The following is a 15230-nucleotide window of genomic DNA, read 5'->3' as shown; positions in this document are numbered from 1 at the left end:
AAAAGCCGATCATAATCACACATAACTAACATCTCGCTATTAATTCAACGTCACGAGCGCAAGATAACTCTCAAATAATGTTCACGAAAACAACGAGACTATCATGAGCGACTTTGTTCACTTAACGAGTAAAAACCAAAGCTTAATCATCAAGGTTGACCGTGTCCCAGAAATTTTGCACTGGGGTACTAAAATTGCTTCTATCGACAATGACCTGTTGCTGTCGACAGAGCGGCCTATCTCTCAAGCGCGTTTAGATGTAGATGTACCACTATCGTTATGCCCTGAGTTAGGTAGCGGCCACTTTAATGCCCCCGGTCTCGAAGGCCATAGATCCAGACATGATTGGGCTCCCGTCTTTACCACAACATCAGTGTCAGCAGATGAGCACAGCGCTTGTTTTGACCTTATTGATGACGTCGCAGGGCTTGAGCTTAAAGTCGAACTCAAACTGGATAGCGAAACAGATGTATTACAAAAACGTGTAACCGTTAAAAACATCACCTCCACCCCTTACCATCTAGGAAAATTGTCTTCGACGCTCCCTTTGCCAAGTCATGCTAATGAACTCATGACATTCCACGGCCGTTGGTGTCATGAATTTCAGACTCAACGTCAACGATTCGACCATGGTGGCTTCATGCAAGAAAATCGCCGCGGACGCACTTCCCATGAAAACTTCCCTGGCATGTTTGTAGGCAGTCATGGCTTTAGCGAACAACAAGGGCTGGTCTGGGCGTTTCATTTAGGCTGGAGCGGAAATCACCAAATGCGTGCAGACGTTCGAAGTGATGGGCGACGATTTGTGCAAGCTGGCGAACTATTGCTTTCTGGCGAATGCCTCTTAGAAGAAGGACAAGAGTATAAAACCCCTTGGCTTTATGGTTGCTACAGCAACACTGGTCTTAATGGCGTAGCACAACGATTCCAAGCGTTTGTGCGCAACAATATCGTCTCATTTCCGACTGATAAACCTCGCCCAGTTCATCTTAATACCTGGGAAGGGATCTACTTTGATCACAAGCCTGACTATATTATGCAAATGGCGACAGAAGCCGCTCGCATGGGTGTTGAACGCTTTATTATTGATGACGGCTGGTTTATTGGCCGCGATGGTGAACGTACTGCATTAGGCGATTGGTATCTCGACGAAACTAAATATCCAGATGGACTAGAGCCCGTGATTGACCACGTCAACCAGCAAGGCATGGAGTTTGGTCTTTGGGTTGAACCCGAGATGGTGAGCCAAGACTCTAACCTTTACCGAAATCATCCGGACTGGGTACTTGGCCTTAAAGGTTACCATCAGCCATCCGGTCGTTGGCAGTATGTGTTAGACCTTCAAAACAACGATTGCTTCAATTACCTATTTGAACGACTAGATACTCTGCTGACACGTTACTCAATCACCTACCTGAAGTGGGATATGAATCGTGAGCTTGTTCAGCCCGGCCACCAAGGCAAAGCCGCTGTCCACGGCCAGACGCAAGCACTCTATCGCCTCATTGACAAACTCACTGGTGCCCATCCATCTGTTGAGATTGAATCTTGTTCTTCTGGAGGAGGTCGCATCGACTTCGAAATTCTCAAGCGAACCCACCGTTTCTGGGCATCCGATTGCAATGACGCCCTAGAAAGGCAAGCAATACAGAAAGGGATGAGCTATTTCTTCCCACCAGAGGTAATGGGCGCACATATTGGTCCAGCTGAATGCCATTCAACAAATCGCCGTCACCACATTAATATGCGCGGCGTTACCGCCTTTATGGGACACATGGGCGTTGAACTCGACCCAGTGAAAGAGTCTGACGAAGAGAAAGCCGCGTTCGCTCATTACATTGCCCTACATAAAAAATACCGCCACATCCTACATTCCGGGCGGAGTTTCAGAATTGACCCCGCCGACCAAAATCAGCACATCTATGGTGTCGAAACCGATGATGAAATGATCATAACGGTATGCCAGTTAGCAATGCCATCTCATGCCCTTCCCTCGCCGCTGCGCATTAGCTGCTGCGACACAAACAGTCAATATAAAGTGACCATAGTGGAGATGCCTCAGACCAGTTTTCAGTTAATGAAACAACGCCCTAAATGGCTTGAGCAAACACTCACACTACATGGTGACAACCTAAAAGAAATTGGTATTACCCTACCCATTCTTGACCCGGAATCCGCGCTTATTGTGCATCTACGAAAGATAAATTAATTCTTACCTAGCCCCACAGTATGCATTTAAGTGACGTGTATCGTTCACCAACTTCGCATTCTGTGTGGGCAACCCTACACACAAATGACTCGGAGTAGTCATAATCACTACGACTAACGTTTAAGGAAACAAAATGTCTATTACAGTATTACTATCGTTCTTGCTGTTTACAGGCTTTGTTGTCGCATTTACCTACAACAAAGTGAAACACGACAAAAACACCTCTCAAGATGGTTTCTTCCTCGGCGGGCGAAGCCTGACTGGCGGACTGATAGCCAGCTCTCTTATTCTTACCAACCTAAGCGCGACTAGCTTTGTAGGAATGAGTGCGCAGGCATATACCCACAACATGAGTGTTATGGGTTGGGAGGTCGCCTCGGGCGTTACCTTGGTCATTATTGCGCTATTACTCGTACCACGCTATCTCAAGCAAGGGATAACCACTATCCCTGACTTCCTTGAGAGCCGCTATGATATGTCCGTCAAAAAGTTCGTAACCTTGCTATTTTTATGCCAATACGTTATCAATATTTTGCCCACTACCCTCTATGCTGGTGCCGTCGTTCTTGGTGAAATATTTGACGTTCAAGCCTTACTTAATATTTCTGAATTCAGTTCGATTGCTCTCATTTCTGCCACCATTGGTCTGCTTGGATTCTTCTACGCTATTTATGGCGGATTAAAAGCTGTTGTTATTGCAGACACGATTAACGGTGTTGGTTTGATCGTCGGCGGAATGATGATACCTGTTTTTGGTCTAATGGCGCTGGGTGGTGGTAGCTTTGGTGAGGGGCTCGACATTCTATTGACGGCTGCGCCAGAAAAGCTTCAGTCTGTCGGTAAAGAAACTGACCCCCTACCATTCTCAACGCTATTTACCGGCTTGTTACTGGTTAATCTCTATTATTGGGGAACAGACCAATCGATCATCCAACGAGCTCTTGGCGCTAAGAATCTAAAAGAAGGTCAAAAGGGTGTCATTCTGGCGGGGGCAATCAAGGTCATCTCACCTCTGTTCCTCATTATTCCTGGAATCATTGCTTTTCATATGTTCGGCGCAGATGCCGGTAATCCAGATACCATGTACACCCGATTAGTCAACGAAGTCCTACCAAAACCATTAGTTGGCTTTTTCGTCGCGGTAATGTTTGGGGCCATCTTAAGTACCTTCAATGGCGTACTTAATAGTTCGACCACCTTATTTGCACTGAACGTCTACAAGCCATTATTTGGTCAAGGAAAAACTGACGAAGAATTGGTGGGTAAAGGTCGAATCTTTGGCGTCATCATCGCGATTATCTCGGTGTGTATCGCGCCATTCATCATGTATGCTCCCGAAGGACTATTTCAATATTTACAAATGGTAGCTGGCTTTTTTAGTGTGCCTATTTTCACCATTGTATTCGTTGGTTATGTATCAAAGCGCGTCCCAGCCATTGCGGCTAAGGTCTCACTGGTTGTGTTTGTCAGCTCTTACGCGGCGATGCAATTGATATTCAAGACACCGATTCACTTCCTACACCAACTCGCGATTCTATTTGTCGTGTGTACCACCTTGATGTTTATCATTGGGCACTTTATGCCAAGAGAACAAGACTACGTTATGCCCGTAAACGATACGATTGACGTGATGCCTTGGGCGTTCCGCTTTGAAGCGTCGGCCATCATTCTGTATATGGTTTTAGGTGCGTATATCATGTTTTCTGACGTTGGCTTCGTTTCTAACGACCCAACCATCATGCAGGTCTATGGATTCTGTGGCGTCATTATGATTGTCGGTATTGTCTTACGAACCATGAGACGCCGTAAAAACAAGTGCCTAACACCGAGTTTATAGGTTCTCACATCACGCGATACCTTAGATCTGCTATCGCGCGTTAAAGCCACGTTAATTTGCCCTAGACAGTATTCTGATCTGGGGCTTTTTTACATCAGGATTTGCTAATGGAGATAATTAGTTGGCGTAGACGCATCACACCGGGTACAAGCAGTGAGGAGTACAAACAATGCGCGAGGTTGGTAATAAATTGTGGAGGTAAGTAGCTAGCCTCAGCACTCAGAAGGCATGATGGGTGTCTATTGCTCAGTATTTCATGAGCAACATACACTAGACTCTACAAACCAGACTCTACAAACTAGACTCGATACAAACCTGAATCAATTACGCCGATGCTACAGGTTCTGTAGTCTCAGACGAAGTCGCATCTTGCGTCGATGAATCTTGTTCAGCTTGTTCATTCAATAAGGCTTGTTCCGCCTCTATTTTTGCACGTTCTGCTTTAGAAATGTAACGAGGCTTATTGCTCGTTTGCTTCTTTGCGTTCGCTTTTTTTACGCGAGCTTTATGAATTTGATTAATCTTTTTTTTGCGGTTCATGGCGTCTAATATCCGTCAATAGTGTGAGGCCGAGCATAATACCCCCCTCTCTTAAGTTAATCCAGTCGATTAACATCATCATTGTCACCTTGAACGAAGCTACCGAGATGCAATGAGGACCGCCTCGCTTTAATCATGGGGACAATCTGCGACACGATATCTCTGGGAAACGTTTTTATATTCGCTAACTCCGCCAATGGCACCCATTGTACTGCATGGATGTACGACTCATCATTAAGCCCGCTTAAGTGATGTAGTCCTAGCGAGCCGCTCCAGCTTTCAATTTGATAAAAAAGCTCCACGTGGTAGGTATTGCGGGCCGTTTCCAAAAACTCTCGTACAAACAGCAATGGCCCGACGACGACATCAAGACCGGTTTCTTCTTTATACTCCCTGACAAGGGCGTGCTTGCTACTTTGATCCGAGCCTTCAAGCCCACCACCAGGCAGAATCCAGTATTCACCGGAATGTTCATCACTCACTTTTAATAGCAGAATGTTGTCGTTGTTTAGTGCGATCCCCGCCGCTCGAATACGGTGTTTCATTATGCCTTCTCCCACACTTCTCGGCCTGCGTTGATCAACGCCATATGTATTGGTACAAGATCGGCGTGATGGCTACGGTATCCACCGCCAATCACACACGCAACCGGTAAACTTGCCGCTTTACAGCGAGTCAATAACCAGCGTTCTCTTTGCGCAATACCTTCCGTGGTAACGTTAAGATACCCGAGTTCATCCCCTTCATGAATATCAACGCCAGCGTCATAAAGCACAAGGTCGGGTGAATGTAGCCTTATTGCCAAGTCCACCACATTATAAAATGTAGCAAGAAATTCGTCATCGCTAACGCCTCTTGCCAGCGGCACATCAAAATCCGATTGTGGCTTGCGGGCAGGAAAGTTTTTCTCACAGTGAAACGACAACGACACGATCTGAGGATTGCCTTCAACCAAGGTCGCCGTGCCGTCACCATGATGAACATCACTATCGACGATCAAGACCTTTTCAATACCTCGATTCAGTGCATGTGTTGCCGCAAGTACCAAGTCGTTAAATAAACAAAAACCGCTGCCAAAATCGTAATGAGCATGATGGTAACCGCCACTCAAGTGGATCGCGACTCCGTTCTCCAATGCTTTATCTACGGCTAAGCAAGTACCGGCTGCGGAGATAAGTGTTCGTTCGACAAGTTCAGGACTCCACGGAAAACCGATACGACGCATTTTAGCGGCGGGTAACTCTCCGCATAGCAGCGAATCGACATACTGACGGCAATGAACTTGATACAGCTGTTCAACACCAAGTGGCTGTGGTGAATACACGTCAAATGCGGCTGATCCTTGACTCAAATACTCTGCATGTATGGCTTGATAAAGCAGACGGTATTTATTAATCGGATATCGATGACCGTCTGGTAGCGCTAGGTCAGAATAGATATGATGATAGATTAAGGGAACAGGCATGAATGATCTTGTCGGTTTGGAAAATGTGATAGTTGAAGTTTAACGCGAGGTGAAGTCGATGAAAACCGTACTAATAACAGGGGCTAACCGCGGGATAGGCTTTGCCTTGACTCAAGAATACTTAACGGCTGGTTATCAAGTTTATGCAACTTATCGTAGTGAGTCTTCTTCACAGGCGTTGATGGCACTTTCTATCCAGCATGAATCACTCACCACTTATAAACTGGATATCACCCACTATGATGAGATGAGTCGGCTGTTCCAGGACTTCCCTACTATCGATATCGTCATTAACAATGCCGGCTATTATGGCCCTAAAAACTATGGCTTTGGCAACACGGATCCGGAGGAATGGCGCCGCGTTTTCGAAATTAACACCATTGCCCCTCTTAAGCTCGTTGAAATACTTTGCCCTAAACTGCAAGCTTCGTCAGTCAGAAAAATTATTTGTTTGTCTTCTAAAGTCGGTAGCATGACTGAGAACACCTCCGGTGGCGGCTATATTTATCGCTCATCTAAGGCGGCACTGAACTCGGTAGTAAAAAGCCTCAGTAATGACCTTTCATCAGACGGCTTTACGGTTCTCGCATTGCACCCGGGGTGGGTTCAAACGGAGATGGGAGGCCCCAACGCGCTCATCTCAACACAAATCTCCGCCAAAGGGTTAGTTTCTGTCATTGAATCAGCAACGTTAGAAGATTCGGGGCGATTTCTTAACTATGATGGCCGTTCATTACCATGGTGACCTTAATGGTGTTTGGGCAAACTAGCTCTGTAGGCTGTAGTGCATCGTTTGATACGACCTTTGAAGTAATAACCTATTGTAAATTGCTGTAAATATTCACTTTACCACGACATTTGTTGCTACGCTGAATAGCGTATAACCACTGTATGAGTAAGGATTATGAATCATTGGCTTCGCATTAGTACTATCACGGCCATCGTTATTGGAGTGACGGCGTCAGGGGTTTGGCTAACCTATCCCGAGATGTTTTCCTCCTCAACAACAAACACAACCTCTTATCGGACAGAGTCCTCTAGTATTGGTGATATCAGCAACACTGTCAGCGCAACAGGAACACTTGCCGCTGTCGATGACGTGGTCGTGGGCGCACAATTGTCGGGTCAGGTGATAAAAGTGTACGCTGACTTCAACGACGTCATTGAAAAAGATCAATTGTTGGCCAAAATTGATCCGGCCTCTTTTGCCGCTCAAGTTGCACAAGCAAAAGCACTTTCTGAGAAAAGTGCCGCCGATGCGACGGCACAACAACTGCAGATCCAACGAGCACGACTCAATTATGAACGCTCAGTGAGAGAAGTAGAACGCGCTCACGTGCTGTATTTAAAGAAAAACGTTTCTGAAGATGCGTTAGACGACCTACAAACGACGAGTAAACAATATCGGTTAGATTGGCAGCAAAGCATCGTTCAACTCGAAATACTGCAAGCGACCCATGCAGCCAACCTTGCTAGTTTAGAGCAAGCTCAGATTGAACTCGACCGTACCAATATTCGCGCACCAATCAGTGGTTTCGTTATCAACCGAAATATTGAAGCGGGTCAGACGGTGGCCTCTAGCTATAACACGCCCGAGCTCTTCACATTAGCGAAAAGTTTGACTGAGATGGAAATCGAAGCCTATATCGACGAATCAGATATCGGCTTAATTGTTGAAGGGCAAAAGGTCAGTTTTGGTGTTGATGCCTTTGCCGATCGCAGCTTTAAAGGTGAAGTAAAACAAATACGTAAAGCCCCACAAACCAATTCGAATGTTGTCAGTTACGTGGTTGTCATTTCGACCAGCAACCCAAGTGGGGTGTTACTTCCAGGGATGACGGCAAACCTAGAAGTTGCCATAGAAAAAATGGACGGCGTACAGCGAATAACGAACGCGGCCATTCGCATGGCCAATCGATATACCGTCTCTGACAGTAATGAGGCGAAAGGCCCGCTTTCTCGCTTAAAATATTTAAACCTAACAAAAGAGCAAACGCTCGCAATCCAACAAGCGCTGCCCAAGAAAGCCCCCGATGCTTCTCCAGATGCAGACAGACAACGTCGACAGCAGTTCAATAAAGCGCTAGCGGGTGTATTAACAAAAGAGCAGCGTTCATTGCAAAAGCAAATTCGAAACGGGCAAGTAAAAATGGGACCAGTGTTGGTGCTCCGCGACAATAAAATGGAGACCATTTATGCGGAACTTGGTGTATCCGATGACACATTCACTGCCGTAATCAACCCCGATCTATCGAATGAAACTATCGTTACCCAATATAGGGAGAGCAACCAGTGAACGCGGCAATAAGGTGTCAGCATATCAGTCATAGTTTCCCTACCGGTGAAGAGCGCTTTCAGGTTCTTGATGATGTAAATTTCACCGTGCAGCAAGGTGAAATGGTCGCAATTATGGGACCATCAGGATCTGGGAAATCCACATTGATGAATATGATTGGCTGCCTAATGACGCCTGAAGATGGCCAAGTTTCAATCCTTAACCAAGAAACACAAGATCTCAACAAAAACCAACTGGCAGAAGTACGCAGAGACCATATCGGTTTTGTTTTCCAACAGTTCAACCTACTGTCTCGCACATCCGCGCTCGATAATGTCAAAATGCCTTTAATGTACTTCGATAAACCCATTAAAGACGCCGATAATCGCGCCAAGAAATGCCTTGAGCTTGTCGGCTTAGGTGACCGACTTCATTCTCATCCTAATCAACTATCCGGCGGTCAACAACAACGAGTAGCCATTGCCAGAGCCCTTGTCAATCAACCCGACATATTGCTGGCCGATGAGCCGACAGGCGCACTTGATAGTAAAACCGGTAACGATATTGTGGCCCTGTTTCACCATCTCAACAGCCAAGGCCAGACCATTATTATTATCACTCATGACCATGAAGTTGCGGCGCAAGCCAGTCGCATACTGCACATTCGAGATGGGAAACTACTGTCTGAAGACGCGCTCAAACATCTTGATACATTAAGGGGGTCGGCATGATACTCATCAGCACCGCGCTGTTATCTCTTAAGCGCAATCTACTGCGATCTATCTTAACCACATTAGGCATTATTATTGGCATCAGCGCCGTCGTCATCATGTTTGCATTGGGTGAAGGCGCACAACGGCAAGTCGAGCAACAGATTGAGAGCTTAGGTACCAACCTATTAATGGTCCGACCCGGCTCTATTAAGTCTGGTGGCGCTTCAAACGCAGTAGGAGCAAGCAACAAACTGTCGATGAGTGATGTGGCTATCATAAAGAACGAAATCCCCGAAATTATCGCGGCAGGCGCGTCAGTGGATAGTCAGGCACAAGTTGTCTGGGGCAACCAAAACTGGAGCTCTACGATTCAAGGCACGAACGCCGATTACCTTGTTGCCTCCAACTGGGGCGTGACATCCGGGCGGCTGTTTGATGAAAGTGAAGTTAAAAAAAGTGCCAAGGTTGCCTTAATTGGTAACACCGTTGCCACCGAGTTGTTTGGGCATGCTCAGAGTGCAATGAATGAAACCATACGCATCAATAAGGTTCCCCTGACTATTATTGGTGTCTTAACATCAAAAGGGCAAGACATGCGGGGACAGGACCAAGATGATATTGTGATAGTGCCGATCTCGACCGCAAATCGAAAAATCATTGGCCGAGACAATGGCAAGAGTGACCGTGTCAAACGCATGACCATCTCCGTTGAGCATCAAAATGACATGGACTTTGTAGCCGAAGAAATCGAGCGACTGCTTATCCAAAAACATAGAATTCCGTCCCATCAGGTCAGTCCTTTTAAGATTATGAACCTCACCGCTATGTTGAATACTCGTGCAGAAGCGAACAAGGTATTTTCTTTGTTGTTATCAGGTGTCGCCGCCGTTTCGTTGCTCGTGGGGGGCATTGGGGTGATGAACATCATGTTGGTGAGTGTCACTGAGCGAACCCGAGAAATTGGACTTCGAATGGCCGTGGGTGCCAAGCCAAAAAACATCTTATTACAGTTCCTCATTGAAAGTGTTGTGCTCTGTTTAGTTGGGGCGTTACTGGGGATTATTATTTCGTTAGTCACAATAGCGGTATTGCAGCACGGTTTAGGCTGGCAATTGATCGTGTCACCGATGATCATTATGGTCAGTATATCCGCCACAGCCTGCATCGGCATCGGGTTTGGTTTCTACCCGGCTTATAAGGCTTCTCAGCTTGACCCTATTGAAGCACTAAGATACGAATGACGAAGTACGATTGCGATACGAGTGCAAACAAAGACGCTTAACTACTTTGTTAATAAAATACCGCCACATCACGTGATATGGCGGTATTTTATAGGGCTACTTTGACTTCCTCGGGCTTTTTCTTGGCTTGCTGTTACGTTTTTTCTTAAAAGCCGGCCGTTCCACCTTGGGTAAATTTCTCAACGATTCAGGCACTGGCTCTTCTTTAACCCGACGCATCAACTCATCCATTTTTTGAGTAAGACCTAGCATAAAGGGAGCGTATGAATACGTTTTTTCGGCCATACCTTGAAGCTGATGTTCCCAGTGCGCCGTCATGTCCGGATGGGTCGATTCATCTGGTAATGCATACACTAAACCTCGACCCGCAGGTGAACCTAACACTGCCTTGCCATCGCGTCTTAACAACTGCCTTTTAAACAAGGTATCCAGTATGCCTGCACGAGTCGCCTCCGTACCGATTCCATCGGTGTCTCTTAGGATTTTTTTCAACGATGGGTCAACAACAAAGCGGCCAATACCCGTCATTGCCTGCAGCAGCGTTGCCTCAGTAAAATGACGGGGAGGTTCCGTTTTTTTCTCCAATATTTGTCCTTCACGACAAAGCAACTCGGTACCAACAGGCAGGGCTGGCACCGCATCAACATCTTCTTCCTTGCTGTTAGACTGCTTACCAAGCAAGACGCGCCATCCTGGCTCTTGCATACGCTTGCCTTTTGATACGAAGAGTCCACCTTGGATATCAAATTCGAGCATCGCTTCGGCATACACGGCTGGCGGGTAAAATTGCATGACGTATTGACGAGCGATCAACCCATAAACGTTCTCTTCGTAGTTCGACAGTACGCTGTTCGACTTTTTAGGTGTTGGGATGATGGCATGGTGCGCATCAACCTTGCTGTTGTTCCACGCTTTTGACTTGCGACTGCTATCCGCCTCATCCACATGAGCCGCACAAGCTTTACTATTATTTTTTATTGCAGCGAGTACTTCATTGGCCTGGTAGAAATGGTCATTAGGTAGGTACCGACAATCTGAACGCGGATAGGTGATCAGTTTATGTTTTTCGTACAAGGCTTGGCAGACATCGAGAACCTGTTGAGCGCTCATGTTGTAACGTTTGGCAGCGTCAATCTGCAACGCGGACAACGAATACGGCATCGGCGCATTTTGCTTGGTCGATTTGTGTTCAGACTTTACCACCTTAGCGGGTTGGCCTTTAATTCGACTCGCGACATTCTCAACCAGCTTGCGATTAAGCACTCGACCTTCTTCATCTTGCCAATTCTTACAGGCTTCACTTGGTTTCCAGCGAGCTCGAATATCGAAGCTACTTTGACTGTCTTGATAAGGAATGAGAGCATGCAGCGTAAAGTAGTCCTTGGGGATAAAATTTGCGATCTCATCGTCACGTCGAACCACTAATCCTAAAACGGGCGTTTGTACTCGCCCCACAGAAAGCACACCTTGGTAACCCGCTTTTTGGCCCAATAATGTGTAGGCACGAGACATATTCATCCCATACAGCCAGTCTGCTCTTGAGCGAGCCAATGCAGAGACCGAAAGCGGTACAAACTCTTTGTTCATGCGCATCGATCCAATGGCTTTCTTTACCGCAGGTAGGTTCAAATCACTAATCAATAACCGTTGCGCATTATCTTTCTTGGCTTTGCTGACCTTACAATAATCAATGACCTCGTCGACAAGTAACTGCCCTTCTCGATCAGGATCGCCCGCGTTAACTAATTCGCTTGCTTGTTTGACACACTTTTTCACCACGGCAAGTTGCTTTGCTGCCGTTTTTCTAGGTCGAAGCTGCCACTGTTCAGGAATAATGGGGAGGTCAAGGAGGTTCCATTTTTTATACCGGTCATCGTAAACATCGGGCTCAACCTGTTCAAGTAAGTGGCCGATGCACCATGTCACCACATCACCATTACCACATTGAATAAACCCATCCCCTTTCTTCTGAGGGTTAGGTAAGGCCGCCGCGATTGCGCGACCTAAGCTCGGTTTTTCTGCGATAAATAGACGTGTCATAAAAATATACTGGCAAAAGAAAAGGTAAGCTTAACCAAGCTTACCTTTATTAATCAAGAAAAACTGTATAAATAGACAGTTACAGGAACTCTATAAACTTAGAAAGGTCTCGCTCGGGGGCTTTCATCGGGGTGCAACCAGGCGTGCCAACATAAAGAAAACCAACAATTTTATCGTCTCCTGTCACATTAAATGCTTGTTTCACATGCTCATCAAACATCCATTTACCGGAGCGCCAAAAGGCTTGAAACCCTTGCGCAACTGCAGCCATTTGCATTGCTTGAACGGCGCACCCAGCAGAAAGGTATTGCTCAAATGCGGGTACTTTTTCATGTGGAGTCACGCTGGCAATCACCGTGATCACCAGTGGCGCTCGAAACGGTGCTTTTTGCGCTTTATCAATCACATTTTGCTCACGACCCGCGAGCGTGCTGGCCTCTGATAAAATGGTCGCAAGCTTGTTAAGACCATTGCCTTGAGCCAACACGAACCGCCAAGGTGTTAAGCCACCGTGATCGGGCGCACGCAGTCCTGCTTTTATGATATTTTCCAGTGCGACCCCTTCCGGTGCGGGGTCACTTAGGCGGGCAATTGAACGTCGGTTAAGCAGCAGTTCTAAGGCATCCATAATACGTCCTTGGAGTTAATGTTGTTATCGGTCTTTGCATTAATAATAACAAATACCCAACGTGTTAACACTACTATTGATAACCATTATCAAACATCATATTAAATGCTCTATGGTTCACTTCAACCATCACCCGCGTTTTTTATCTCTCTGATTCAGAGGTTGCAGGCCTACAGCTTAGCCGCTAGCTCTACGCCTTGGCGAATTGCACGTACCGCATCTAACTCTCCGGCATAATCAGCACCACCAATCACGTGCAGCTTATCTCCAAAATCAGGCCATTGCGCCTCAAATGGTTTCACGGATTCTTGCCCCGCACAGACAATCACCTTATCGGCAGGGATCAGTTTATGCTCCCCCTTAATCGTGATGTGTAGGCCTTCGTCATCAATTTTTTCATAAGACACACCGGCCAATAGATTAACGCCGCGCTTTTCAAGGATCTTTTTGTGGATCCAGCCAGTTGTTTTTCCAGGGCCCTTGCCAACACGTCCTGCTTTTCGTTGCATCACCCAGACGTTAGTCTCAGCGACTGTATCAGGGAAAGGGTACAAGCCACCCGGATGTTCCACTTGAGTATCGACCCCCCACTCATGCAGCCAATCATCAAGCGTATGACCAACTGGTTCGGTCAGCATAGAGGCGACATCAACACCGATACCACCAGCACCCATTATCGCGACGTTTTCGCCGGCGTATACCTTGTCACGAATCAGTGTTTGGTAATCGATCACCTTATCAGCATTATCAATACCTTCCAGTTTCGGCATTCTCGGCTTCACCCCAGACGCCATGACCACCTCATCGTACTCTTTCAACAAATCGGCATTGGCTTCGGTTTCTAGGTGTAGCTTTACGCCTGTCTCATCAATTCGGTTTGCAAAGTAACGGATCGTCTCACGAAACTCTTCTTTGCCAGGGATCTGCATGGCGAGACGAAACTGGCCACCAATTCGATCGCTTTTTTCGAACAAATCAACGGAATGGCCTTTCTCTGCAAGCATAGTGGCACAAGCTAGCCCTGCAGGGCCTGCACCGACGACGGCAATACTTTTGGACTTAGCGGTCGTTTTAACGATAAGTTCCGTTTCATAACAAGCTTGAGGGTTCACCAAACAGGTCGCGCGCTTACCCTTAAAGGCATTATCCAAACACGCCTGGTTACAACCAATACAAGTATTGATTAATTGTGATTTTCCTTGCTCTGCTTTTTGAACAAAATTAGGGTCTGCTAGGAAAGGTCTCGCCATTGAGACCATGTCCGCGTGACCTGACGCCAATACTCGCTCAGCTTCTTCAGGGGTATTAATTCTATTGGTGGTAATCACCGGAACATTAAGGTGTGGGCGAACCTTTTCTGTCACCCAAGTGAAGGCCGCTCTGGGTACCTGTGTCGCGATGGTTGGGACTTTGGCTTCATGCCACCCAATACCTGAGTTTATAATGGTGACGCCCGCGTCTTCTAGAGCCTTACCTAACTGAATAACCTCGTCAAATGTGCTGCCCTGCTCAACTAAATCAAGCATCGACAAGCGGAAGATGATGATGAACTCCTCCCCAACAGCAGCACGCACCGCTTTAACAACTTCAATCGCCAAGCGAATACGATTTTCATAGCTCCCGCCCCATTCGTCATATCGAACGTTGGTCCGTTTACAAATAAATTGGTTGATGAAGTAGCCTTCCGATCCCATTATCTCTACGCCATCATACCCAGCAGTTTGCGCTAAGGCTGCGCTATTCGCATAGGCCTCAATTGTTTTCCAAATCTGGCGGCTACTAATTTCACTGGGCGTAAAGGGGGTGATAGGTGATTTTATTTTTGAGGCACTTTGAGAAAAAGGGTGATAGCTATACCGCCCAGCGTGTAGGATTTGCAATGCAATCTTACCACCATGCTTATGTACAGCTTCTGTCACAACTTTGTGTGCCTTGGCATGTTTAGGCTTACTAAACTCAGCAGCAAAGGGAGCGAGGCGGCCACGTAAGTTGGGTGAGAAACCACCCGTGACGATCAGTCCAACCCCGCCTTTAGCACGTTCTTCATAGAAAGCCGCCAATTTTTGCAAGCCTTCTTTATGTTCTTCAAGCCCCGTGTGCATAGAGCCCATCAATACACGATTGCGAAGTTGAGTGAATCCTAGGTCTAGAGGTTTTAGTAGGTTTGGGTACATGGCGACTTCACTTTGCTTTTTATAATTGTGGTCTGACCAGATTATTACAACAAGGTTAATAAATCAAACTTGCGTTTACATTCTTACAACATAATGCAAAATAATTTT

At 46.5% G+C, this 15230-nt stretch carries 12 protein-coding genes; 6 read left to right on the top strand and 6 right to left on the bottom strand.

The window, feature by feature from the left end:
* The first annotated feature begins 103 nt into the window (after positions 1 to 103).
* Entirely contained in the window at positions 104 to 2209 is a 2106-nt protein-coding gene (locus tag AB4405_RS10890; protein WP_372060791.1) for an alpha-galactosidase, read from the top strand.
* 133 nt (positions 2210 to 2342) lie between these two features.
* Positions 2343 to 4046 carry a solute:sodium symporter family transporter gene (locus AB4405_RS10885; RefSeq protein ID WP_372060790.1) on the top strand — a complete coding sequence of 568 codons (1704 nt, stop codon included), beginning with the start codon at positions 2343 to 2345 and terminating at the stop codon, positions 4044 to 4046.
* A 324-nt stretch (positions 4047 to 4370) separates the two neighbouring features.
* Here the strand turns inward: AB4405_RS10885 and AB4405_RS10880 are convergent, their stop codons facing one another.
* The 3 genes from AB4405_RS10880 to AB4405_RS10870 are packed head-to-tail and all read right to left on the bottom strand — an operon-like array spanning position 4371 to position 6051.
* A complete protein-coding gene (locus AB4405_RS10880) occupies positions 4371 to 4586 on the bottom strand; it encodes a DUF2986 domain-containing protein (RefSeq protein WP_372060789.1) in 216 nt (71 codons plus the stop codon).
* Between the two features lie 56 nt (positions 4587 to 4642).
* Positions 4643 to 5131 (bottom strand): NUDIX domain-containing protein, encoded by a 489-nt coding sequence (locus AB4405_RS10875; protein ID WP_372060788.1) that lies wholly within the window; start codon positions 5129 to 5131, stop codon positions 4643 to 4645.
* The gene (locus tag AB4405_RS10870) at positions 5131 to 6051 is read right to left on the bottom strand and encodes a histone deacetylase (RefSeq protein WP_372060787.1); all 921 of its coding nucleotides are present in this window, start codon (positions 6049 to 6051) and stop codon (positions 5131 to 5133) included. Before AB4405_RS10870 ends, AB4405_RS10875 begins: the two co-directional genes overlap by 1 nt.
* A gap of 58 nt (positions 6052 to 6109) precedes the next feature.
* On the opposite strand from AB4405_RS10870, the gene AB4405_RS10865 reads away from it, so the two are divergent.
* From AB4405_RS10865 to AB4405_RS10850, 4 genes are all read left to right on the top strand, one after another.
* Complete coding sequence (locus tag AB4405_RS10865) at positions 6110 to 6796, top strand: SDR family oxidoreductase (protein ID WP_372060786.1); 687 nt, start codon at positions 6110 to 6112, stop codon at positions 6794 to 6796.
* Positions 6797 to 6955: 159 nt separating this feature from the next.
* A complete protein-coding gene (locus tag AB4405_RS10860) occupies positions 6956 to 8347 on the top strand; it encodes an efflux RND transporter periplasmic adaptor subunit (RefSeq protein WP_372060785.1) in 1392 nt (463 codons plus the stop codon).
* A complete protein-coding gene (locus tag AB4405_RS10855) occupies positions 8344 to 9057 on the top strand; it encodes an ABC transporter ATP-binding protein (RefSeq protein WP_372060784.1) in 714 nt (237 codons plus the stop codon). The genes AB4405_RS10860 and AB4405_RS10855 overlap by 4 nt, the downstream gene beginning before the upstream one ends.
* A complete protein-coding gene (locus AB4405_RS10850) occupies positions 9054 to 10280 on the top strand; it encodes an ABC transporter permease (protein WP_102467710.1) in 1227 nt (408 codons plus the stop codon). The genes AB4405_RS10855 and AB4405_RS10850 overlap by 4 nt, the downstream gene beginning before the upstream one ends.
* 96 nt (positions 10281 to 10376) lie before the next feature.
* Here AB4405_RS10850 and AB4405_RS10845 read toward each other — a convergent pair whose 3' ends face one another.
* The 3 genes from AB4405_RS10845 to AB4405_RS10835 all read right to left on the bottom strand — a co-directional run bounded on the left by AB4405_RS10845 (position 10377) and on the right by AB4405_RS10835 (position 15122).
* Positions 10377 to 12320: a DNA topoisomerase III gene (locus AB4405_RS10845; RefSeq protein ID WP_372060783.1), complete on the bottom strand. Its 1944-nt coding sequence runs from the start codon at positions 12318 to 12320 to the stop codon at positions 10377 to 10379.
* 79 nt (positions 12321 to 12399) lie between these two features.
* The gene (locus AB4405_RS10840) at positions 12400 to 12948 is read right to left on the bottom strand and encodes an NAD(P)H nitroreductase (RefSeq protein WP_102467708.1); all 549 of its coding nucleotides are present in this window, start codon (positions 12946 to 12948) and stop codon (positions 12400 to 12402) included.
* A gap of 170 nt (positions 12949 to 13118) precedes the next feature.
* Positions 13119 to 15122 (bottom strand): FAD-dependent oxidoreductase, encoded by a 2004-nt coding sequence (locus tag AB4405_RS10835; protein WP_372060782.1) that lies wholly within the window; start codon positions 15120 to 15122, stop codon positions 13119 to 13121.
* Positions 15123 to 15230 lie beyond the last annotated feature (108 nt).

The sequence above is a fragment of the Vibrio sp. 10N.261.51.F12 genome (assembly GCF_041471725.1).
In the GTDB taxonomy this organism is placed as follows: Bacteria; Pseudomonadota; Gammaproteobacteria; order Enterobacterales; family Vibrionaceae; genus Vibrio.
Note: the sequence above shows the minus strand (reverse complement) of the source record. Positions and strands in the feature narration are given on the sequence as shown.